Genomic DNA, 23,072 nt, shown 5'->3' with positions numbered 1-23,072 from the left:
CAATCTCCAAGAGAAAGACTATGCACCCCTATCGCACGCATAACTGCGGACAGCTCCGCGCCGCCGACGTTGGTTCGACTGTTCGCCTGTCGGGCTGGATTCACCGCAAGCGCGACCATGGCGGCGTGCTCTTCATCGACCTCCGCGACCATTACGGCCTGACGCAAATCGTCGGAGTCGCCGGCAGCGATGCGATGAAGCTGCTCGACAGCCTGAAGCTGGAATCGGTCGTGACCGTCACAGGCGACGTTGTCGCTCGCGGCGCAGAAGTCACCAATGCCAAGCTCGCCACCGGCGAGATCGAGGTCGTCGCCCGCGAAGTGACGGTGCAGTCGTACGCGACCGAGCTGCCGATGCCAGTCGCCGGCGAGGCCGAGTATCCGGAGGAAATCCGCCTCCGCTACCGCTATCTCGACCTCCGCCGCGAGCAGGTTCACGCCAACATCATGCTGCGCGCCGCGGTCATCGCCTCGATCCGGCGCCGAATGATCGACCAGGGCTTCACCGAGTTCCAGACGCCGATCCTGACGGCCAGTTCGCCGGAAGGCGCCCGCGACTATCTCGTCCCCAGCCGCGTCCATCCGGGGAAGTTCTACGCGCTCCCGCAGGCGCCGCAGATGTTCAAGCAGCTGATCATGGTCGCCGGCTTCGACCGCTATTTCCAGATCGCGCCCTGCTTCCGTGACGAGGACGCCCGCGCCGACCGCAGCCCAGGCGAATTCTACCAGCTCGATTTCGAGATGAGCTACGTCACCCAGGACGACGTCTTCAACGCCATCGAGCCGGTGCTCGCCGGCCTGTTCGAAGAATTCGCCAACGGCAAAACGGTGACTCCGGCCGGCTCGTTCCCGCGCATTCCCTACCGCGAGGCGATGCTGAAATACGGCAGCGACAAGCCGGACCTCCGCAACCCGATCCTCATCTCCGACGTCGGCGAGCATTTTCGCGGTTCGGGCTTCGGCCTGTTCGCCGGCCTCGTCGAAAAGGGCAATGTCGTCCGCGCCATTCCTGCGCCGGGCACCGCCGAAAAGAGCCGCAAGTTCTTCGACGACATGAACGAGTGGGCGCGCGGCGAAGGCTATGCCGGCCTTGGCTACGCCACCCGCAAAAGCGGTGAGTGGGGCGGCCCCATCGCCAAAAACCACGGCACCGAAGGCATGGACAAGCTCGCGAATGAGCTTGGCCTCGGCCCTGACGACGGCATTTTCTTCGCCGCGGGCAATGAAGAGCAGGCTGCCAAGCTCGCCGGCCTCGCCCGCACCCGCGTCGGCGAGGACCTGGGCCTCATCGACCAGAATCGCTTTGATTTCTGCTGGATCGTCGATTTCCCGATGTTCGAATATAATGACGAGCAGAAGAAGATCGACTTCTCTCACAACCCCTTCTCGATGCCGCAGGGCGAGCTGGAAGCGCTGGAGACCAAGGACCCGCTCGACATCCTTGCCTGGCAATATGACATCGTCTGCAACGGCGTGGAGCTCAGCTCGGGCGCGATCCGGAACCACCGGCCGGATATCATGTACAAGGCGTTCGAGATTGCCGGCTACACCAAGGAAGAAGTCGACACGAACTTCGCCGGCATGATCAATGCCTTCAAGTTCGGCGCGCCGCCGCACGGTGGGTCGGCGCCGGGCGTCGACCGCATCGTCATGCTGCTGGCGGACGAGCCGAACATTCGCGAAGTCATTCTCTTCCCGATGAACCAGAAGGCCGAGGATTTGATGATGAACGCCCCGGCGGTCGTCGATCCGAAGCAGCTGCGCGAGCTCAACATCAAGGTGACGGGCGAGGGCGCGGAGCTTTATTCGTAACTGTCCCGGTTCGATGCACCGGGCCGCAAGTATCCGTTAATCAATGTTAACTCCGTTGCGGGTGGATTCCTGTTGCGTTAAGCCGTCACTCGTGCCGATCAATCTGGCCGACATTGAGCGGGGGGCTCCGTTCGCCGGTGACTATGCCTCAGCGCTCGCCGCGCTGCAGGAACGGCTGTCGCGCGCGCAGGTCGCACAGATCGTCCACCGCCGCCGCGCCGTCATCGTCCTGGAAGGTCCGGAAGGCGCCGGCAAGAAGGCCGTGCTGAAGGCGCTCGGTGCGGCATTCGATCCAGTCCATTACAACGTCCACAACATCACGCCCGATCGCCGCCACTCGAACGAGGGCCATTGGCTGGCGCGTTTCTGGAACTGCCTGCCGGCTGCCGGCCACACCGCCATCTTCCTCCACAGCTGGTACCGCCGCGTGCTGGAGGACCATGTCATGGGCCTGGTCAGCGAGAAGGAATGGAAGCGCGGCTTCGACGAGATCAACGAGTTCGAGGCGCAACAGCGCGATTACGGCACCTTGCTGGTCAAGCTCTACTTCCACGCCACCGACCGGATCCTCGACGAGCGGATTGCCGCCCGGGCTTCGGACCCGTGGCGGCATCATTTGCTCGGCCCGGTCGAATTAAGGACGGTCGACGGCCGCGAAGCCTATCGCCAGGCTCTGGCGCAGATGTTCAAGCAGAACGACACGCGCTGGGCGCCGTGGACGGGCATCGATGCCAATGACGAACCGGCGGCGCGGATTTCGGCACTGACCGTCATCGCCGACGCACTGGAGGCCGCCATCCCCAAGGAACCGCCCGAACGCGTGCAGCCGGCCATCCACTTCTCTAAGCCGGCGAAGGTAACGCCGGCCTAAGGATAGCGGATTTCGATAATTTCGTAGCTCTTGTCGCCAGCCGGCAAGCGGACAATCCTCTCATCGCCGACCTTCGCGCCCAGCAAGGCCCGGGCGATCGGCGCGCTCCAGCCGATCAATCCATTCGACGCGTCAGCCTCGTCATCGCCGACGAGCGTCAGCACCCGGCGCAGGTCGTCCTCGTCGGCCAGTTCCACCGTCGCCCCGAACCGCACCTGGTCGCGGGTTGGTTGGCTGGCCGGATCGACCTGCTTCGCTTCCTTCATCACCTTGGCGAGATAGCCGAGCCGGCGATCGATCTCCCGCAGGCGCTTGCGGCCGTAGATGTAATCGCCATTCTCCGACCGATCGCCATTGGCCGCCGCCCAGGCGATCGTCTCGACCAGCTTCGGGCGTTCCTCCCCGAATAGCTGCTCATATTCGGCCCTGATCCGCGCGAATCCGGCAGGCGTGATGAACCGCTCTTTCATCAGCAATGCTTAGCCCGGACGCGACTTTCCAAGGAAGGACGACAAATGGACAGAGCCTGACGAGGTTGAGGCGGTCTGCGGGTTCAGGCGGTCATAGACGACGCTATTTTCCAGCACGCGCTGCACATAGCCGCGCGTCTCCATGAACGGAATGCGCTCGATCCAGCGGACGACGTCGACATTCGCTTGGCGGGGGTCGCCATAAGCGGCAACCCATTTGCGGACGTTGCCGGCCCCGGCATTGTAACTTGCCACTGCCAGGACGTTGTTGCCGCCCCAGATGTCGAGCAGGCGGCGATAATAAGCCGACCCCAGCATGACGTTGTAAGCCGGGTCGCTCGTCAGCCGGCCAAGGTCATAGCCCATGCCCATCTTGCCGGCCTGCTCGCGCGCCGTGCCCGGCATCAGCTGCATCATGCCGCGGGCACCGGCGAAGCTGATCGCGCCGCGGTCGAACGAGCTTTCCTGGCGGGTGATGCCGTGCGTCATCGACCACATGCGCCCGCCCGGGACTTGCGAATAATGGGTTGGGAAGGCGTCGCGGACGTAAAAGGCCTCGCCGTTGTTACGCGATGACCGCGCCGTCCAGACGGCCAGGTCTTGCCGGCCGATCTGCCTGCCGAACTCGACGGCGAGCACTCGGTCGGCCTCGGTGTCGAGGCTCTCGGCGAGGGCTCGGACGAACAGGCTCTGCTCGTCCCGGCGGCCTTGCTGGCCGAGCAGCCGCGTCGCGCGGACGAGGCGCTTCTGCTGGAAAGCCTGGCGCTGGGCGTCGGTCGCCAGCATCGTCGGCAAGCTAGCAGGCGCCGGGACCGGACGGCCGAGCCGCTCGAGCGACAATTGACCGTAGAACAGCTCCGGATATTTCGCGGCCTCGATGAAGTCGGCCTGGGCCTCGGAACCGCGGCCGGCGTAGAGCAGGGCTCGGCCGGCCCAATACATGCCCTTGCTGGTGACCTGCAGCGAACGGCCGCCATTGCCATATTTGCGGAACTGCTCGGCGGCATTGGCGTAGCGATTCAGGCCGGACATGGCGGCCTCGCCGGCCATCCACGTCAACGACGTATAATCGTCGCGAATTCCATAGGATTGCATGGCGACATCGGTGCCGGACGGCAATGAATCGTCAGTCTGGCGGGCAATGTCATAAGCCTGGGCATAATTGCGATTGTTCCAAGCGTCGCGGCCAAGCGTCAGCAGCATGTCGTAGAAGCGCTCGACGTCCGCCGGCCGGTAGGTGAAATTGTGCGGCCGGGCGGCGAGGGCGCGAGCGCCGGCGATGTTGTTGTAGGTATCCTTGAGGAACCGAAGGCGGTCCATCAGCAGGCCGGCATCGCTTGCGACCTGGGATTCCACGGCGCGATATTGGGCGTCGGCATCGGGCGCGCTGGTCTGCATGGCGATCCGCGCCGCAAAGGCCGCGCGCCGCGACGGGGAGGCATAACCGAGCGCCATTTGTGCATCCGCCGGTTTCTTGGCGAACAGCAAGGCATCGACACGCCGGTCATGGTCCGCGGCCGACAGGCTCGACCAGAAACGGCCGCCGATGCGGTTTTGGTCGTCGAGCGAAAGGTCGTCTGAGGCCCAGGCGTCGCGGGCCGCAGCCGCTGCTTCCGTAGGCTTGCCGGTAGCGGCGTAGGATTCGGCCAGCCGGGCCCAGCCGTTGCCGGTCCTGGGCGCCTCGGTCCGGAAGAAGCTGACGACGGTCACCGGATTTTCGCCCGCGACCATCGATTTTTCGGCCCAGCGGCGCATCTTGGTTTCTTCCGGCCAACCGGGGTTGGCGATCAGGAAACGCGCATAGTCGGCGAAGCGATAGCCTTCCGCGGCCCGCAGGCGCCGCCAGTCGGCCAGCGAATAGTTGATGTCATAAGCCGCATTGGTGGCGGCCGCTGTCGCGACCGGGGCCTGCGTGCTGGTCTGGGCAAGCTGGCCAATGGCGGCCGAACCGATAGCCAGCGGAATCACGAAGGCGATTTTGCTCATGCTGGACATCGTGCGGCATCGGTCCTTATCAGCGGGTGAACAGGGTTAATTCTAACTCTTTCCCCAGAGTCGCGAGAAGGGAAAAAGTTCATGTTTTTCGGGTCGATACCGGCACTTGTTACGCCATTTCAGGGCGGCCGTGTCGCCGAAGACACATTCCGCGAGTTCGTCGAGTGGCAGATCGATCAGGGCAGCAATGCCCTGGTTCCCTGCGGCACGACTGGCGAAGCTGCGACCCTGTCGACCGACGAACATCGCCGCGTGGTCGAAATCGCGGTCGAGGTAGCGCGGGGCAGGGTTCCGGTCATCGCCGGCTGCGGCTCCAACAACACTGCCCACGCGATCGAACTCACCAAAATCGCCAAGGACAGCGGCGCCGACGCTGCTCTGCACGTGCCGCCTTATTACAACCGGCCGAACCAGGACGGCATTTACCTGCACCTTTCGGCGGTTGCCGACCTCGATATTCCGGTCATCCTATACAACGTCCCGGCGCGGACGATCACCGACATTGCGGTCGATACGATGGCGAAGCTGTCGCGCCTCCCGAACGTCATCGGCGTCAAGGACGCGACCGGCAACCTTGCCCGCGTTTCCGCCCAGCGTGAGGCCTGTGGCCACGAGTTCATCCAGCTTTCCGGCAACGACGATATGGCATTGGGCTTCAACGCCATGGGCGGCCGGGGCTGCATCTCGGTGACCGCGAATGTCGCGCCGAAGCTCTGCTCGCAGTTCCAGGAAGCAACGCGCGAGGGCCGGTGGGACGAGGCGCTGGAGCTTCAGGACCGCCTGTTCCCGCTCCATGCGGCCTTGTTCAGCGACGCCTCGCCGGGACCGGTCAAATATGCCGTCTCACGCGTGAAGAATGACTTTCCCGCCGATCTTCGAGCGCCGATGACCGAGCCATCGCAAGCGTCGAAGGCTGCGGTCGATGCGGCCTTGGCGCACGCCGGCCTGCTCTAAAACGCTGGGCCCCATAAGCGAACTGGGCTTAGGGTCGAAGATTGACTCCAAGATGCGCAGCGAATGTGGCGAGCCATTTCACGACCATCGAGATTTCTTCAGCGTTCGCATTTTCCGCTGCTTCTGAATCTCGGCGACGCGCCTCAACGTCGTAATCGCGATCGGTGAATTTGCTGTGCTTGGCGAAAACTGGCCCGGCCGCGATTTCGATCGCACGTTCTTGATTCAACCCTAAGCCGAATAAAGCGCTCACTCTGTGCAGCGTCGTGGCGGAATCCGAGAAGAAGTCGTCCGAATCAAGTGGCATGACGCGGGGGCCGAAAGCTCTCTTCAGCTCGCCGAAGTGATGAATCTGTAACAGCCAGGCCAAGGCCGACACTTGCATGTCTGTCAGTTCAAAAAGCTCGCCTTCCGGAAGATCGAGCCTCAGCCCGCTCCAGCTCCTGACCGTCGTGAACAGCTTGCGGCCCCAGATCCTGCCCTTCAGGCCCCGCTTAAGCAAGGACAGGAGGTAAGTCTGGAGGTCGGAATATAGGAGGACGGCGCAGCTCTCGGTGCGTGCCCGAAGAATCTGCTCCGCCAGCCCGTTGGCGAAGCTGGATTGCTTCACGATGATCGACTCATTCTGCACAAACGGGCGTTCCATCAGGCGCAGGACCAGTTCGAGTCGATTGGCAGCGGCCCTCTCACTGCGATCGGTCACTCGGTTGGCAAGATTGGCATAAATGGCCGGCTCGCTCATCGACGTCGCGATCCCTGGCATTTCGAGCGCTCTCGCCAGCAGCGTCGATCCTGCGAATGACGTATGAAATATGAAATGCATTGGCGCCCGGACTGTGGATTGGCTTTCCGTCAGCAATTCCATCGTCGGGAAGCTGGCCTTTTTGAATCGGCCTGCGAAATGGGCATCGAATAGAAACATGAGCTCAGCGCGGGCGTCGCGAGGCACTTGCACGAAGGTCAAGGTCTTACCATCAGCATCGAACGCGTGCGGGAGCCACTCAGGGTCGCCGACCACTTCGCCTCTCGAGGGATCACTCATACCAACTCCTCACTACGCGGCCGGCCGGAGGGAGACCCCGTGGTGGTCGGCGAAGGATGAGAGCCATTTCACGACCATCGAGATTTCTTCAGCATTTGCATTCCCAACGGCTTCGGTCTCCCGCTTGCGCTCTTCGACGCTGTAGTCACGATCCATGAACTTGCTGTGCTTTGCGAAAATCGGGCCGGCAGCGATGTCGGCCGCGTCTTTCTCGGTCTGCGCAAGTCCAAACAGCGTCGTTACCCGGTGCAGGGCATCCGCTGGAGCAGCGAACATATCGCCGGATTCAAGCAGCATGACGCGCGATCCGAAGGCTTTGGCCAGCTCGCCGAAGTGGTGGATTTGCATCAACCAGGCGAGCGACGCGGCTTGCATGTCGGTGAGCTCGAGAATTTCGTTGGCGTCGAAGCCAAGCTGAAGCGGGCTCCAACTCCTTAAGTAGTTGAACCATTTGCGACCGAGGATTCTGCCCCACATGCCTCGTTTAAGGCTGGAAATCAGATAGGTTTCGAGATCAGAGTAAAGCAGCACTGCCCGGCTCTCTTTCCGCAAACGAAGAGCAGGGTCGGCCACCCGATTGGCGAAATTCGATTGCTTGGCAACGACGCTTTCGCCGGCGGCTAGTGGACGTTCCAACAGTCGAAGGACCAGCTCGAGCCGCTCAATGTTCGAGCGATCGTTGCTGCGGATGAGCCGGTTGGCGACATTGATCATGACCGCCGGTTCGCTCATCGATGTCGCGACACCGGGGATTTCGAGAGCCCTCGTCATCAGCGTGGAGCCACAGAAAGAGGTGTGAAAAATAAAATGGATCGGACCCCGTTGGGCGGACCTGATCTCGGCTTCGATGTCGCTGAGACCCGCGCTCACTTTGGTGAAATTCCCCTTGAAGTGTTCGTCGAACAGGAATCTTAGTCGTGACCGCGCGTCGCGTGGCACATGGACGAAGATCAGTGTCTGTCCTTCCGGGCCATAGGTGTGCGGCAACCATTCGGGATTTTTTACCAGATCCCGCACAGACACATCATTCATCCAGAAATCCTTGCAACCCGCTCAGAGGCAATTTGTGCGCCCTTTAGCTGCTTCCGTTCGGAGGATGCACTCCCTATGTGCACTCGCCCATGCCTAAAGAGCCTTCTGCCCCGTTCGACAAAGCGAAGGTCGTCGCCGAGAACCGGCGCGCGCGCTTCGACTATTTCATCGAAGACAGGTTCGAGGCTGGCATTTCGCTTCAGGGCACGGAAGTGAAGGCCTTGCGTATCGGCGAAGGGTCGATCGCGGAGAGCTATGCGACGGTCGATGGCGAGGAGGTCTTCCTGATCAATGCCTCGATCCCGCAGTACAAGGCCGGAAGCTGGATGAACCACGACCCGCGGCGCAGGCGGCGCCTGCTCCTCAAGCGCCGCGAGATCAACAAGCTGACGGGCGCTATCCACCGTCAGGGTCTGACGCTGATTCCGCTGTCCATTTATTTCAACGCCAACGGCAAGGCGAAGGTCGAGCTCGGCCTCGCGCGGGGCAAGAAGGTCCACGACAAGCGCGAAACCATCAAGGAACGCGACTGGAAGCGCGACCAGGCAAGGATCATGCGGGCCCGTGGCTGACGAACCGAAGTCCGGCGGCTTCATGTCTTGGGTGCGCGGTCACATTCCGACTCGTGAGACGATCCAGCACAACCGCTTCCTTCGTCCCTTCGCGAAGCAATTGTCGCAACCCAACCTCTGGCACTTCAACCATCGTTCCGTGCCTCGTGGCGTTGCGTTGGGACTTGGCGTCGGCGTCATTATTCCGGTGATGCACATCGTCGTCGCCTCGGTCCTGGCGATCCCGACCCGCGCCAACGTCCTCCTCGCCGCAGCCTGCACCTTGCTGGTCAACCCGCTGACCATACCGCCGCTCTATTACGCGGCCTACAAGGTCGGTGCGTGGGAATTGCATCACGAGGTGGTGGTTGACCCGAACGCGGCAGCGCAGGTTTCCGGCGAGCTCAGCAAGCTCCTGTTCTGGGTCCATGAAGCGTCCGGCCCGATCGCGCTCGGCGTCCTGACCATCGCCCTGATCGCCTCCACGACCGGCTACATCGTCAGTCTCTTGCTCTGGAATTTCTGGGTGCGCAGCAAGTGGCGGGCGCGCCGCATGGAGCGTCGCGCTGCAACCAAGTGACGTTTGTCGGCCTGGGCCGCCCGATTGTCGTTTGGCGCTAGCGGCTTACGGCCCTATGCAGCCACAGCTTTTGAGAATCAGAAGTCCGGGGAGAATTTCCAGATGAAGCGTATTTTGATCGGCCTTGCCGCGACCACTGCCCTTGCCGGTTGCACCACAAGCGAAACGCCGCCGCCCGTCGCGGTCGCCGAAGCGGCACCGCCGGTGGTCGAGGCGCCGCCCGCTCCGAAGCCGGAAATCGGCGCCTTTGGTTTCGACGAGGCAGGCATGAACAAGTCGGTCCAGCCCGGCGACAGCTTCTACAAATATGCCAACGGCGCCTGGGACGCGAAGACCGAGATCCCGGCCGACAAGTCGAACTACGGCATGTTCGTCGCTCTCGACGATTTGTCGCGCGAGCGGACCAAGACGCTAATCGAGCAGTCGGCCAACGACCCCAACAGCCGCATCGGCGCCGTCTACGCGAGCTTCATGGACGAAGCGGCGGTCGAGGCGAAGGGCCTTGCCCCGTTCGAGCCCTGGCTGAACCAGGTCCGCGGCATCAAGTCGAAGGCCGAGCTTCCGGTCATGTTCGCCAAGGCCCGCGAACTCGGCATCGGCACGCCGTTCGGCGGCTTCGTCGGCCAGGACGACAAGGCGCCCGACCAGTATATCGTCAACTTCTTCCAGGCGGGCCTCGGCCTTCCGGACCGCGACTATTATTTGAAGCCGGACGCCAAGCTCGCCGACACGCGCGCCAAATATCTGACGCACCTCACCAACATGCTGAACCTGGCCGGTGAGAAGAATGCCGCGGCCCGCGCCAAGGCGATCGTCGACTTCGAAACCAAGATCGCCAAGGTCAGCTGGAGCCGTATCGACAGCCGCGACGCCACCAAGACCTACAACAAGATGACGCTTGGCCAGCTCGCCCAGAAGGCTCCTGGCTTCGACTTCCCGAGCATGTTCAAGGCCGGCGGCCTGCAAGGCGTCGATTCGCTCATCGTCGCCCAGCCGAGCGCGATCACCGGCATCGTCAATCTCGTGAAGGCCGCGCCCCTAAGCGTCATCAAGGACCAGCTGCTGGTCCGCTCGCTCGACGGATATTCGGATTACCTGCCGAAAGCCTTCGATGCCGAGAATTTCTCCTTCTACGGCACGACTCTCAACGGCACGCCTGAGCAGGAAGTCCGCTGGAAGCGGGCGGTGAACTTCACCACCGGCGTCCTCCAGGACGACGTCAGCAAGCTCTACGTCGAGCGCTACTTCCCGCCCGAGACCAAGGCGGCCGCCGACACGCTCGTGCACAACATCATCGGCGCCATGGACCGCCGCATCGACAAGCTCGACTGGATGAGCGCCGGTACCAAGGTGAAGGCGCACGAAAAGCTCGCCTCCTTCACGCCGAAGATCGGCTATCCCAGCCAGTGGCGCGACATGTCGGGCCTCGTCATCGATCGCGGCGACCTGCTCGGAAATGCCATGCGCTCGAACCAGTTCGACTATGCCTATAACGTCAACAAGCTGGGCAAGCCGATCTACCGCTGGGAATGGGGCATGACCCCGATGACCATCAACGCCTATGCCAATTTCGGCATGGTCGAGATCGTCTTCCCGGCCGCCATCCTGCAGCCGCCGTTCTTCGATCCGAACGCCGACCCGGCCGTCAATTACGGCGGCATCGGCGCGGTGATCGGGCACGAGCTCAGCCACCATTTCGACGACCAGGGCGCGAAGTACGACAAGACCGGCCGCCTCAGCGACTGGTGGACTCCGCAGGACGTCGCCGCCTTCAACAGCCGCCTCGATGCGCTCGGCAAAGAATATGACGCCTACGAGCCGCTTCCCGGTATGCACGTCCAGGGCAAGCTGACGATGGGCGAGAACGTCGCCGACCTCGCCGGCGTGACCCTCGCCTACGATGCCTACAAAGCCTCGCTCGGCGGCAAGGAAGCACCGGTGATCGACGGCATGACCGGCGACCAGCGCTTCTACCTCGGCTGGGCGCAGGTCTGGCGCCGCAAGTATCGCGAAGAGAACCTCCGCCAGCGCCTGCTGACGGATCCGCACTCGCCGTCAGAGCAGCGCGTCGCCGTCGTTCGCAACTTCGACGACTGGTATCGCGCCTTCAATATCCAGCCTGGTCAGGCACTTTATCTTGCGCCGGATGCGCGGGTGCGTATCTGGTAAAAGGGTCTGAACTTCCTGCCAGCGAGAACCGTGACATGGCTCTGCCGAGGGCTGCGCTAGGAGAGGTGTGAAGAGCGGGGCTGAAGCCCCGATCGAGCGCCTCGACGAAGCGCAGTGCCGGCAGGGCCATGCCCTCCGGGTGGGACGAAAATGCGCCCTGGCACGCTTGCTCGATTGCCAGATAGTGTCCACTATCTGGCCGCACTCGCTCACTCCCAGAACGCATTTTCGTCACCATCACGGTCTCGTTGGCAGGAGGTTCAGACCCTAAGTGCTTGATAGACAGCTAGCCTTGCTCGAAGCTGAGCCGCTTGGCGGCCTGCGCTGGCTTGTGCCGGCGCTGGTCGCGGCGGCGGCCTTGAGCGGGGCTTTGCTGTTCATGTCGGTCGGCGAGCCTCTGTTCGCCGGCCTTTTCTTTGCCGGCGTCGTTGCAATGCTCGTTGCCGCCTTCGTCCTCGACAAGCGCAATGGCACCGTCGAGGCGGCGCCAGTGGCACCTGCCGCGCCCGATTATGCGATGGCCTCCGCGGCGCTCAACCTGACCCGCGATCCTGCCGCGCTGACCGACGGCGAGGGCCAGTTGCTGGGCACCAATTCCGCCTGGCGTGCCCGCTATGGCGACGGCATTCCCAAGACATTGCCCAGCTCGGTCAAGGCCAAACAGGCGATCGAGGCCCTGGCGTCGCAGGCGTGGCGCGATGGCAAGGCCTCGGCCGAGATCGCCTACAAAAGCGGCCGCCTGCCGACGACGGTCGAGCGCGTCGGCGCCGCCAGCGACCTGCTCATGTGGCGGATCGCCCGTGGCCAGCCCGACATGCTCGCGACCCTGGTCAAGCGTGTCTCCGGCCTCGAGGGCTATTTGTTCGCGCAGAGCGGCGTGATGGCCTCGGCGGTCGACGACGACGGCCGCATCCTCGCCGCGAACAGCGCCTTCGTCGAGCGCGTCGGTGGCGACCGTGCAGCCGTCGTCGGCCTTCACTTCGGCGAGATCGCCGAGCTGCGCGACAATGCGCTCCGCCTCGTCATTGAGGGCGAGACCGCCCCGCCGCTGCGCCTCGTCCACGTGCCCGTCGACACGGAGAAAGGCGAAGGCGCCGGCCTGATGCTGCTGATCGATACGATCGAGCCCAGCCAGCCCGATTCCAACAACATGCTGGCCCTGCTCGACCTGCTTCCCCTTGGGCTGGCGCTGGTTGACCGTGACGGCCGCTTCCTGACCATGAACAAGGCCTTCAAGGTCGCAGGCGGAATCAAGGAGGGCCATCCTCCGGTTTATCCGGGTGACCTGGTCATCAAGGAGGACAAGGCCGCCGTCGCCGACGCCGTTCGCCGCAATGCGCGCGGCCCGGCCATGTCGGGCGACTTGCCGATCCGCCTCAACGCCCAGCCGGCCGAACCCGTGGCCCTGACGGTCGCGGGCCTGCGCGGCCTTGGCGAAGCGGCGGTGCTGCTGCTGCTCAAGGACAACAGCGAGGAAGCCAAATTGAAGCGCCAGGTCGCCCAGGCGACCAAGATGCAGGCGGTCGGCCAGCTTGCCGGCGGCGTCGCCCACGACTTCAACAATATCCTGACCGCCATCATCGGCCATTGCGACCTGATGCTGATGCGCCACTCGCCGGGCGACAGCGATTATGACGACATCCAGCAGATCAAGTCGAACTCGAACCGCGCCGCAGGCCTGACTCGCCAGTTGCTTGCTTTTTCGCGGCAACAGACCTTGCGGCCACAAGTGCTGCAGCTGCCCGACGTCGTCTCGGAAGTTTCTCACCTCCTCAAGCGCCTGCTCGGCGAAACCGTGCAGCTGGTCGTCAAGCATGGCCGCGACCTCTTCCCGGTTCGCGCCGATCCCGGCCAGCTCGAGCAGGTGATCGTCAACCTCTCCGTCAACGCCCGCGATGCCATGGCGGCCGGGGGCGGCGGCACGCTCACCATCCAGACATACTCCGTGAAATCGAACCAGGTTGCCGAGCTCGGCTCCGACATCTTGCCCATTGCCGACTATGCAGCCTTGTCGATCGCCGACACCGGCACCGGCATCCCGGCCAATGTGCTCGGCAAGGTGTTCGAGCCGTTCTTCACGACCAAGGAAGTCGGCAAGGGCACTGGTCTCGGGCTCTCGACCGTCTACGGCATCGTCAAGCAGTCGGGCGGCTACATCTTTGCCGATTCCAAGGTCGGCGAGGGGACGCGCTTCACCATTTACCTGCCGGCCCACGAGGTGGAAGCGAAGGCCACCCGCTCCCGCGCCGCCAAGCCGCAGGAAAACGAGCTGTGGGGCACCGGCACCGTCCTGCTGGTCGAGGACGAGCCGATGGTCCGGACTGTCGCCGAGCGGGCTCTGACGCGCCACGGCTACAAGGTGCTGACCGCCAACAATGGCGAGGATGCGCTGGAGATCCTGGGGCAGGGGGAGACGGTCGACCTGCTGGTCAGCGACGTCGTCATGCCGTTGATGGACGGTCCGACCATGGTCCGCGAGGCACGCAAGAGCTTCCCGGACATGCCGATCCTTTTCATGTCCGGCTATGCGGAGGAGCAGCTTCGCAAGTCCATCGACATCGACAATGTCGCCTTCCTGCCCAAGCCTTTCTCGGTTCAGGAACTCGCCGAGGCCGTGCGCCTCGCGCTTGCGGAAGACGCTGGCAAATAATGTCTTTCCACTGTCGCATGCGCCAATTATTGCCTGTTTCGTGAGCGCAACCAGAAGCATATTGATCGTCGAGGACGAGCCTCTCATCGCCATGATGCTGGAGGACTTCCTCTTGTCGCTGGGTCATGAGGTCCGCGCGACCTGTGAAAGCGTCGGCGAAGCCCTGACGGCCGTCCAGAATGCAGACTTCGACGTCGCCATCCTCGATGTGAACCTGAAGGGCGAAAGCGTCTGGCCGGTCGCCGCCGAGCTGCGCGACCGCGAGATCCCGTTCATCATCGCGAGCGGCGGCCACGTCGATCCACCGCCGGCCGAGTTCAGGGACGTGCCGATGATCGACAAGCCCTACACCATCGACCGCGTCACCCCCGCGCTGGAAGCGGCACTGGCTGGGTAACCTGGCTGCTCAACCGGCTCATCGCATTTGTCGCTGCCGTATCGATCGTAGCTTTATGTGCATTCGCCGTGATTAGTTCGTTCCAGGCGCAGTTGCTCTTTCCTACGGGCATGGTCGCACGAGCTGGGCCGTTGCCCGATGGCGCGGAGCAGGTCAGCATCACGTCCGCCGATGGCGAGGCTCTCCGCGGGATTCATATCGCGCCGGACGCCTCGGATCGCTCCGGCGTCCTGGTGATCGGCTTCGGCGGAAATGCCTGGAACGGCTCGGACGTCGCCGCTTTCCTGCATGAGCTTTATCCGGACGCCGACGTCATTGCCTTCCACTATCGCGGATATGCGCCGTCCCAGGGCGAGCCTTCGTCCAAGGCACTGATGGCGGACGCGCCGCTCGTCTATGATTTCGCCGTCGGTCGCGTGAAACCGAAGCGGACGATTGCCGTCGGCATGAGTATCGGCAGTGGGGTTGCCGCCAGCCTCTCCGCCAAGCGGCATCTCGACGGACTGATCCTCGTGACTCCGTTCGACTCTCTCGAGGCGTCCGTCGGCGATCTCTATCCCTGGCTGCCGGTCTCGTTGATCTTCCAGCATGAGATTAATTCGGCGGAATTCCTGAAGGGCTCCCATGTCCCGGTCGCGATTGTGGCGGCAGAGGACGATACTCTGATCCGCCCGGCACGCACCGCAGGCCTGCGGAAACAAGTGCCCTATCTCGTGTTTGACCGGACGATCCCGGACGCCGGCCACAACGACATTTATCAACGCGCCGAATTCCGCCAGGCCATGCACGATGCCTTTGATGCACTAAATATTTCAAAATCAACGCAGAAGTAAATTTAGGCACGCCGTTTGTTCCTCACTTGTTCTCACAGAACAAATCAGATACATCAATGTTATTCGGTATCCGATTGACGAGGAGACAGGGGAATGGCAGCGCAACTTAAGGTCGTCGCAGGCGGAGAATCCATGAGCATTGACAGGCAGAAGGCGCTTGAGGCGGCTCTGGCACAAATCGACCGGGCGTTCGGCAAGGGCTCGGCGATGAAGCTCGGCAGCCGCGAACAGATGGAAGTCGAAACCATCTCGACCGGCAGCCTCGGCCTCGACATCGCTTTGGGCGTGGGCGGCCTGCCGCGCGGCCGGGTCATCGAGATCTACGGGCCGGAAAGCTCGGGCAAGACGACGCTGGCGCTTCATGCCATCGCCGAGGCGCAAAAGGGCGGCGGCACCGCCGCCTTCGTCGATGCCGAACATGCGCTCGACCCGGCCTATGCCAAGAAGCTTGGCGTCGACATCGACGAACTGATCGTCTCGCAGCCCGACACGGGCGAGCAGGCACTGGAAATCGTCGATACGCTCGTCCGCTCCAACGCTATCGACGTGCTCGTCGTCGACTCCGTCGCGGCCTTGGTGCCGAGGGCCGAAATCGAGGGCGAGATGGGTGACAGTCACGTCGGCCTCCAGGCTCGCCTGATGAGCCAGGCCCTGCGCAAGCTGACCGGCTCGATCAGCCGCTCGCGCTGCATGGTCATCTTCATCAACCAGGTGCGCATGAAGATCGGCGTCATGTACGGCAATCCAGAGACGACGACCGGCGGCAACGCCCTGAAGTTCTACGCGTCGGTCCGCCTCGACATCCGCCGCACTGGGCAGATCAAGGACCGCGACGATATCGTCGGCAACACCACCCGCGTGAAGGTGGTGAAGAACAAGGTCGCGCCGCCGTTCAAGCAGGTCGAGTTCGACATCATGTACGGTGAAGGCGTCTCCAAGGTCGGCGAGGTTCTCGACCTCGGCGTCAAGGCCGGCCTGGTCGAGAAGTCGGGCGCCTGGTTCAGCTATGACTCGATCCGCATCGGCCAGGGCCGCGAGAATGCCAAGGTCTACCTGAAAGAAAATCCAGACGTTGCCCAGCGCCTCGAGAACGCCATTCGCGGCAAGACCGATGAGGTCGGTGAAGCCTTGATGGTCGGCCCCTCGGCTGACGACGAGGGCGAGACCGAGTAACTTACTCCGGAAACTGGATTTGTTCTTCGACCAAAGGGGTCGGCTGGAGCGGTCCCCGCATCAGCCGGCCCTTCTCGGTTATGAGGGTCAGCAGCAGGCCGCCCAATCCACAGCTGGCAATACCAAGCAGGAAGGGCAGCTGGGTGCCATCAAACATCTGGCCGATCACCAGGCCGATGCTGGCGCCGCCCATCGTGCCGATAATGCCCTGAACCGACGACGCCGTGCCCGCGATCGGTGCCATATTCTCCATCGCCAGCGTCGACAGGTTCGCCGAGGTGAAGGCGAAGGCGCACATCACCAGCGACTGCATGACGACGAATAGCCACAAGGGCTCGTCAATGACCTCGGCGATCAGAAGGTGCGTTACGGCAATCGCCGCAAAGCCGACGACACCCAGATGCCCGACATGCCTCAGCCCGAAGCGCGTCACGACCTTTGAATTGTACCAGCTGGCAAGCGACATCGGCGCCGCGATCGAGGCGAAGACAAGCGGCAGGTAGCGGCCTTCGTGGAACGTATCGAAGACGATCTGCTGGATTGAAGCGATGTAGGCCGTCAGCCCGCCGAAGACGACGGCGAGCGCGACGGTGTAGCCGATCGACTGACGGTCGCGGAGAGTCGCCGTGATGCCGGCGCCGATTGCCCCGAGATTGAGGGGCCTCATGAACTCGGGATGCAGCGTCTCCGGCAGCCTGATCCACGACCAGAGCAGCATCGTCAGGCCATAGGCGGCGAGCACGCCGAAGATCGCCCGCCATGGCGCGAACAGCAATATGCCCTGGCCGACGCTCGGCGCCAGCACCGGCACCACCATGAAGACCATGAACACCAGGCTCATGATCCTCGCCATGGCCTCGCCGTCGAAGAGGTCGCGAACCATGGCCACCACCAGCACCCGGGTCACCGCAGCCGACGCGCCCATGGCGATCCTGCTGGCGATCAGCAGCGGGAAGCTTCCCGCGATACCGCACAGGCTGGCGAACAGCACGTAGAGTCCGATGCCGGCAGCCAGGATCGGCTTGCGGCCGTAACGGTCGGCGAGCGGACCCCACACCAGCTGCGTCAATCCGAAGCCGAAGAAGTAGCAAATGACGACCAATTGCCGCTCGTTCTCGCTCGAAACGCCCAGATCCGCGCCGATTTGCGGCAGCGCCGGGATCATTGCGTCGATCGCGAAGGCGTTGAGCGCCATCAGCCCCGCCAGCAACGCTACGGTTTCCTTGGTACCGGGCAGGCGCCGCGCGCCGCCATGGAGGGCAGGGTCAAACATCGGCCGCTGCTGGCGGAATCCCTACCGCTGTGCAACACAACAAAGTTGGAGAGGGGGCCGCCATGCTGAACCGCCGGACAATGCTAGCGACAGGTGCTGCCGTGGCTGCGACAACCTTGTTGGATCGCGGCTCCGCCGCTTGGGCTGCAGCCGGCGAAGCACGATCTTTGAAACCACTGCTCAGTCCGCCACCCATTGCCCCGGCCGAGCGAATACAGCGCCTCGCCAAGGCCAAGGCGATGATGCGGCAGCAGGGACTTGGCGCGGTCTTCGTCGAAGCAGGCCCCAGCCTCGACTATTACACCGGCATCCAGTGGTGGCGGAGCGAGCGCCTGACCGGCGTCGTGATCCCCGCTGACGGCGACCCGATCGTCGTCACCCCCTTCTTCGAGCAACCCAGCATCAAGGAGATGCTGGTCGTCCCAGCCGAGATCCGCACCTGGCAGGAGGATCAGGAGCCGCTGAAGCTGGTCGCCGATTTCCTCAAGGAGCGCGGCGTCGCGAGCTCACCCATCGCCTTCGAGGAGACCAACCGCTTTTTCCTGATGGACCGGCTGAAGCGGCAATTGCCGGACACGCCGATCGTCAGCGCCAACTCCGTCGTCCGCGCCCAGCGGATGATCAAGTCGCCCGCCGAGCTCGCTTTGATGCAGGCCGCCGCAGACGTCACGATCGCCGCCTTCCGCTACACTTGGCCGCGAGTCCGAGAGGGGATGGGGCCAGGCGAGATCGACGCGATCATTGGCGAGGCGACGCGAACGTTGGGCGGCTCATATGACGGCGGCCTGGTCCTGATCGGCGAAGGCACTGCCTATCCCCACGGCACCCGGACGCCGATGCGCGTCGTCAAGGGCTCTAACGTCCTCTTCGATTGCGGCTGCTCGGTCCACGGTTACCAGTCGGATATCTCCCGCACTTTCATTTTCGGCGCCGACCCGACCGCGGACCAGCGCAAGGTTTGGACCCAGATGAGGCGTGGGCAGGACATCGCCATGGCCGCCGCCAAGGTCGGCGCGCCCGCCGGCAATGTCGATGATGCCGTTCGCGGTGCCTATGAAAGCTGGGGCTATGGGCCCGGATACAAGCTTCCCGGAACGTCGCACCGCACGGGTCACGGCATCGGCATGGAAGGCCACGAGCCGGTTAATCTGGTGCACGGCGAGACAACGCCTCTGGCCCCGGGAATGTGCTTCTCGAACGAGCCGGGAATCTACATTCCCGGCAAATGGGGTATCCGGCTGGAGGATTGCTTCCACATCACGCCCAGCGGGCCGAAATGGTTCACGGTCCCGCCGCCTTCGATCGATCAGCCCTTCAGTTAAACGCCCTAAAAATGCTCGCTGCCGGGAGCCGGCTTGGGCCGGTGCGTCGGGGCGTGTGGCGGCTCGATGTCGGCTGGCTCCTCGGGATCGAGATCCCCTTCCCAGCGTGCGACGACGCTTGAAGCGACGGCATTGCCGACGACGTTCGTTGCGCTGCGGCCCATGTCCAGGAAGTGATCGACTGCCAGAATGAGCAGCAGGCCGGCCTCCGGGATGCTGAACATGGACATGGTAGCGGCAATCACGACAAGGCTGGCACGGGGCACACCGGCCATGCCCTTCGACGTGATCATCAGCACCAGCAGCATAGTGATTTCCTGGCCAATGCTGAGGTCGATGCCATAGGCTTGCGCGATGAAGATCGTCGCGAAGGTCATGTACATCATCGAGCCGTCGAGATTGAACGAATAGCCCAGCGGCAGGACAAAGCTGGCGATACGCGGCGGTACGCCGAAGCGATCGAGCGCTTCCAGCGTGCGCGGGTAAGCGGCTTCGGATGAAGCGGTCGAGAAAGCGAGGACGATCGGGTCGCGAATGTAACGGACGAGATGTTTCGTGCGCGGGCCGACGATCAGGAAGGCCGCAACAATCAGCAGGCCCCAGAGCAGTGCAAGGCCGAGATAGAAGCTGCCGACGAACTTGCCGAACGTGAAGAGGATCTCCGGACCCTTTTCGGCAATGGCGCTGGCGACCGCCGTGAACACCGCCAACGGCGCGAAGCGCATGACATAATCCGTGACTTGCAGCATCACCTTCACCAGGCTCTCGACGCCTTTGACGATCGGTTTGCCGCCGTCGCCGATCGCGGTGAGTGCGACTCCGAAAAAGATCGAGAATATGACGATCGGCAGGATCTCATTGGTGCTCATGGCGTCGAAAATCGAAGCCGGCACGAGGTGAGTGACAAAATCCTTGAGGTTGAATGCGGCCGTTTCGACGCCGCTGGCGGCGGTGGTTGGCGGCAGCGGAAGATTCAGCCCGACGCCGGGTTGCAGGACGTTCACCAGGATCAGGCCCAAAGTCAGCGACACCAAGCTGGCGCCGATAAACCAGACGAGCGACCGGAGGCCGACGCGGCCGAGTGCCGCAATGTCGCCCATGTGGGCGATGCCCGCGACGAGCGTCGAAAAGACCAGCGGCGCGATGATCATCTTGATGAGGCGCAGGAACAGTGCGGTTACTATGCTCAGATACTCGGCGATTTCCTTCAAGCGCTCCGCACTTGCCGGGCTGCCGTCGTCGATGGCTGCATTGGTCGCCCAACCGGCTATGATGCCCAGGACCAGGGCGAAGAGGATATAACGAGTCAAATTCTTCGCCATGAGTGGCCTTCCAATAGTCGGGTGGTGGGTACCAAGCCGCTCGGGCGAGCTGCGTCAAGCTTGAGGGTCGTGCCTTTGCCCGCTAGGCCCGCCGCATGATCGATTTCGGCAAGGAGCTGGTTCACGACGAGGCGCGGGCGCTCGATGCCCTGGCGGATTCCCTGGGCGCGGACTTCGAAGAGGCGTGTCGCCTGATACTTGAATCTAAGGGCAAGTTGATCGTCTCCGGTCTCGGCAAGTCGGGCCACATCGGCCGCAAGATTGCTGCTACATTCGCCTCAACCGGTACGACGGCTACATTCCTCCACCTGGCAGAAGCGATTCATGGCGATTTGGGAATTGCCGCCCCCGGCGACGTCGCCCTCCTCATTTCCCAGAGCGGAGCGACAATCGAACTGCAGCCGGTCATCGATCATTTCGATCATGTCGGCATCCCGATCATCGCCATAACCGGCAAAGCCCGGTCGATGCTGGGGGAAGCCGCAACCGCACCCCTCGTCCTGCCGCACTGGCCGGAGGTCGGGCCTGAGGCGGTGGCGCCAACGACGTCGACGACCATGACCCTTGCCTTGGGTGACGCTTTGGCGATGACCGTGATGAAGGAAAAGGGCTTCACCCGCACCGACTTCGGCCGCCTGCATCCTGGCGGCTCGCTCGGCGCGCGCCTGAAGCCGGTCAAGCGACTGATGCACGGCGGTGATCAATTGCCGCTCGTCGACCAGGACACAAACATGCACGACGTCATCGTCACGATGTCGGAAAAGCGCCTCGGCGTGGTCGGCGTGACCGACGCGGGCGGCAGCTTGATCGGCGTGATCACGGATGGCGATTTGCGCAGGCACATGGAAAAGGGGCTCGATCACCCGGCGTCAGTGTTTATGTCCGCCAGTCCCAAGACCGTGTCGCCGGATTCGCTCGTCGATGATGCGCTGACCCTGTTCGAAGAACATCGCATCACGACACTATTCGTGGTCGACGGGGGCAAGCCGGTCGGCGTCCTGCACATTCACGATTGCCCGGCGGTGCGATGAACACGGTCATCCTAATTCCGGCGCGCTATGCCTCGACCCGCTACCCAGGAAAGCCGCTGGTGGAGCTGAAAGGCTGCCAAGGCACAGCCAAGACTCTCATCCAGCGCAGCATCGAGGCCGCACGGCGTGTGCCCGGCGTCAGCGGCGTCTTCGTTACCACCGATGATGACCGCATCGCCGATGCCTGCGCCGGGTTTGGAGTCGGTGTCCTCATGACCTCTCCGGAGTGCCGGAACGGCACGGAGCGTTGCGCCGAGGCCGCTGCGCAACTGTACGAGCCGGACCTCGTCATCAACTTCCAGGGCGATGCGTTGCTGACGCCCCCGGGTTTCGTAACCGCGCTCATCGATCATATGGATGCGAACCCGAATACCGATGTCGCGACCCCGGCCATGCGGCAACGCGCTTCCGAGGTGCGGGTGTTGCAGGCCGAGGAAGCTCAAGGTCGCGTTGGCGGTACTAGCGTCGTTACGGCCAATGATGGCCGCGCGCTTTATTTCTCGAAGAAGCTCATCCCATATCTTCCAAAAGGCGCCTTGGATGGGGAACTGTCGCCGGTGCGCCTCCACATCGGCATTTACGCCTATCGACCGAGCGCCCTTGCGACTTACGTCGCGACGCCGATCAGCGATCTTGAGCAGCTAGAGGGGCTCGAGCAGCTGCGGTTCCTCGCTGCGGGAATTCCGGTGGATGTTGTCGAAGTTGACACCCCACCCTTCACCCTCCGCGAGTTGAACAATCCCGAGGATGTCGAGCCGATTGAGGCCGCGCTGGCTGCGGCCGGCCTAGAATGAGTTTTTGGGACTCGCTGGATCCGAAATATTCGGTGATCCTGTGCGACATCTGGGGAGTGGTTCACGATGGCGTGAATCTCTACCCGGGCTCGGCGGACCGGCTCCGCGAGTGGCGCGAGCAAGGGCGCAAGGTTATCCTGATTACCAATGCACCGCGAACCGCCGAGGCCGTCGAGGCTCAGCTCGGCAAGATCGGGCTGCCGCGCGACGCCTGGGACGGAATCGCCACAAGCGGCGAGGCGGGCATCGACGCGATCAAAACGTTGGCGCACCCGACCGGCTTCCTTGGCACCCGTCAGGACCGCCGGATCCTTGAGGATCACGACCTATCCTTTGTCGAGAGCGCCTTCACCGACATTGCCGTTACGGGGCTCGATGATGAGCGCGAGCGGGTCGAGGAATATCGAGCACAGCTTGAAAGCTTGGCAGCGCGCGACGTCCTTTTTCACTGCTTCAACCCCGATCGGATCGTCGTCCGCGGCGGAGTGACCGAGCCGTGCGCCGGCGCACTGGCCGATATCTATGAAGGCATTGGCGGCCGCGTCGAATGGTACGGCAAGCCGTTCCACAGCATCTACGATTACGCTATGAGCCTGGCCGGCAATCCGCCGCATGAGGCGGTGCTGGCGGTCGGCGATGCGCTCATTACCGACATGCTCGGCGCTGCTCGCCAAGGCTTCGGCGCCGTGTTCGTGCAAAGCGGAATTCATGCCGGCGAACCTTTTCCCGACGACTTCGCGCCACAATATGGCCTTGGCGACTGGTCACCGGTGGCCGTCGTCGACTCGCTCCGCTAAAGGCA

20 protein-coding genes are annotated in these 23,072 nt (G+C 63.1%); 14 read left to right on the top strand and 6 right to left on the bottom strand.

Annotated elements, in window-relative coordinates:
* Positions 1–20 precede the first annotated feature (20 nt).
* On the top strand, positions 21–1,811 hold the full coding sequence (aspS, locus tag LZ536_RS02580) for an aspartate--tRNA ligase (RefSeq protein WP_249846738.1): 1,791 nt from the start codon (positions 21–23) through the stop codon (positions 1,809–1,811).
* 91 nt (positions 1,812–1,902) lie between these two features.
* The gene (locus tag LZ536_RS02575) at positions 1,903–2,682 is read left to right on the top strand and encodes a polyphosphate kinase 2 family protein (protein WP_249846737.1); all 780 of its coding nucleotides are present in this window, start codon (positions 1,903–1,905) and stop codon (positions 2,680–2,682) included.
* On the opposite strand, the gene greB is transcribed toward LZ536_RS02575, so the two are convergent.
* Complete coding sequence (gene greB / locus LZ536_RS02570) at positions 2,679–3,152, bottom strand: transcription elongation factor GreB (RefSeq protein ID WP_249846736.1); 474 nt, start codon at positions 3,150–3,152, stop codon at positions 2,679–2,681. The two genes, LZ536_RS02575 and greB, sit on opposite strands and share 4 nt — an antisense overlap.
* A 9-nt stretch (positions 3,153–3,161) precedes the next feature.
* Entirely contained in the window at positions 3,162–5,147 is a 1,986-nt protein-coding gene (locus tag LZ536_RS02565; RefSeq protein ID WP_249846735.1) for a lytic transglycosylase domain-containing protein, read from the bottom strand.
* An 81-nt stretch (positions 5,148–5,228) separates the two neighbouring features.
* On the opposite strand from LZ536_RS02565, the gene dapA reads away from it, so the two are divergent.
* Positions 5,229–6,101, top strand: coding sequence for a 4-hydroxy-tetrahydrodipicolinate synthase (gene dapA / locus LZ536_RS02560; protein WP_249846734.1), 873 nt, complete (start codon positions 5,229–5,231; stop codon positions 6,099–6,101).
* Positions 6,102–6,129: 28 nt separating this feature from the next.
* Here dapA and LZ536_RS02555 read toward each other — a convergent pair whose 3' ends face one another.
* The gene (locus tag LZ536_RS02555; protein WP_249846733.1) at positions 6,130–7,119 is read right to left on the bottom strand and encodes a hypothetical protein; all 990 of its coding nucleotides are present in this window, start codon (positions 7,117–7,119) and stop codon (positions 6,130–6,132) included.
* A gap of 36 nt (positions 7,120–7,155) precedes the next feature.
* A complete protein-coding gene (locus LZ536_RS02550; RefSeq protein ID WP_249846732.1) occupies positions 7,156–8,175 on the bottom strand; it encodes a hypothetical protein in 1,020 nt (339 codons plus the stop codon).
* 89 nt (positions 8,176–8,264) lie between these two features.
* Here LZ536_RS02550 and smpB point away from each other — a divergent pair, with 89 nt between their 5' ends.
* The 7 genes from smpB (at position 8,265) to recA (ending at position 16,528) form a co-directional block, all read left to right on the top strand.
* Positions 8,265–8,747 carry an SsrA-binding protein SmpB gene (smpB, locus tag LZ536_RS02545; RefSeq protein ID WP_249846731.1) on the top strand — a complete coding sequence of 161 codons (483 nt, stop codon included), beginning with the start codon at positions 8,265–8,267 and terminating at the stop codon, positions 8,745–8,747.
* Positions 8,740–9,306 (top strand): DUF2062 domain-containing protein, encoded by a 567-nt coding sequence (locus LZ536_RS02540; RefSeq protein WP_249846730.1) that lies wholly within the window; start codon positions 8,740–8,742, stop codon positions 9,304–9,306. Before smpB ends, LZ536_RS02540 begins: the two co-directional genes overlap by 8 nt.
* Positions 9,307–9,408: 102 nt before the next feature.
* A complete protein-coding gene (locus tag LZ536_RS02535) occupies positions 9,409–11,475 on the top strand; it encodes a M13 family metallopeptidase (protein ID WP_249846729.1) in 2,067 nt (688 codons plus the stop codon).
* 271 nt (positions 11,476–11,746) lie between these two features.
* A complete protein-coding gene (locus tag LZ536_RS02530; RefSeq protein ID WP_249846728.1) occupies positions 11,747–14,125 on the top strand; it encodes a hybrid sensor histidine kinase/response regulator in 2,379 nt (792 codons plus the stop codon).
* A 40-nt stretch (positions 14,126–14,165) separates the two neighbouring features.
* Positions 14,166–14,522: a response regulator gene (locus LZ536_RS02525; RefSeq protein ID WP_249846727.1), complete on the top strand. Its 357-nt coding sequence runs from the start codon at positions 14,166–14,168 to the stop codon at positions 14,520–14,522.
* Positions 14,523–14,590: 68 nt separating this feature from the next.
* The gene (locus LZ536_RS02520; protein WP_249846726.1) at positions 14,591–15,355 is read left to right on the top strand and encodes an alpha/beta hydrolase; all 765 of its coding nucleotides are present in this window, start codon (positions 14,591–14,593) and stop codon (positions 15,353–15,355) included.
* Between the two features lie 93 nt (positions 15,356–15,448).
* The gene (gene recA / locus LZ536_RS02515) at positions 15,449–16,528 is read left to right on the top strand and encodes a recombinase RecA (protein ID WP_283938373.1); all 1,080 of its coding nucleotides are present in this window, start codon (positions 15,449–15,451) and stop codon (positions 16,526–16,528) included.
* 1 nt (position 16,529) lies between these two features.
* Here recA and LZ536_RS02510 read toward each other — a convergent pair whose 3' ends face one another.
* Positions 16,530–17,801 carry a multidrug effflux MFS transporter gene (locus LZ536_RS02510; protein ID WP_249846724.1) on the bottom strand — a complete coding sequence of 424 codons (1,272 nt, stop codon included), beginning with the start codon at positions 17,799–17,801 and terminating at the stop codon, positions 16,530–16,532.
* 62 nt (positions 17,802–17,863) lie between these two features.
* Between LZ536_RS02510 and LZ536_RS02505 the strand changes: the two genes are divergently transcribed.
* Positions 17,864–19,123 (top strand): M24 family metallopeptidase, encoded by a 1,260-nt coding sequence (locus tag LZ536_RS02505; RefSeq protein ID WP_431357907.1) that lies wholly within the window; start codon positions 17,864–17,866, stop codon positions 19,121–19,123.
* A 5-nt stretch (positions 19,124–19,128) separates the two neighbouring features.
* Here LZ536_RS02505 and LZ536_RS02500 read toward each other — a convergent pair whose 3' ends face one another.
* The gene (locus tag LZ536_RS02500) at positions 19,129–20,445 is read right to left on the bottom strand and encodes a dicarboxylate/amino acid:cation symporter (RefSeq protein WP_249846722.1); all 1,317 of its coding nucleotides are present in this window, start codon (positions 20,443–20,445) and stop codon (positions 19,129–19,131) included.
* Between the two features lie 95 nt (positions 20,446–20,540).
* On the opposite strand from LZ536_RS02500, the gene LZ536_RS02495 reads away from it, so the two are divergent.
* The 3 genes from LZ536_RS02495 to LZ536_RS02485 are packed head-to-tail and all read left to right on the top strand — an operon-like array spanning position 20,541 to position 23,067.
* Positions 20,541–21,476: a KpsF/GutQ family sugar-phosphate isomerase gene (locus LZ536_RS02495; RefSeq protein WP_249846721.1), complete on the top strand. Its 936-nt coding sequence runs from the start codon at positions 20,541–20,543 to the stop codon at positions 21,474–21,476.
* Positions 21,473–22,270: a 3-deoxy-manno-octulosonate cytidylyltransferase gene (locus LZ536_RS02490; RefSeq protein WP_249846720.1), complete on the top strand. Its 798-nt coding sequence runs from the start codon at positions 21,473–21,475 to the stop codon at positions 22,268–22,270. Before LZ536_RS02495 ends, LZ536_RS02490 begins: the two co-directional genes overlap by 4 nt.
* A complete protein-coding gene (locus tag LZ536_RS02485; protein WP_249846719.1) occupies positions 22,267–23,067 on the top strand; it encodes a TIGR01459 family HAD-type hydrolase in 801 nt (266 codons plus the stop codon). The genes LZ536_RS02490 and LZ536_RS02485 overlap by 4 nt, the downstream gene beginning before the upstream one ends.
* The last annotated feature ends 5 nt before the right edge of the window (positions 23,068–23,072 follow it).

The sequence above is a fragment of the Sphingomonas alba genome (assembly GCF_023516555.1).
Lineage (GTDB): Bacteria > Pseudomonadota > Alphaproteobacteria > Sphingomonadales > Sphingomonadaceae > Sphingomicrobium > Sphingomicrobium album.
The sequence above is the reverse complement of the archived record's forward strand: the minus strand, read 5'-3'. Positions and strand labels throughout refer to the sequence as shown.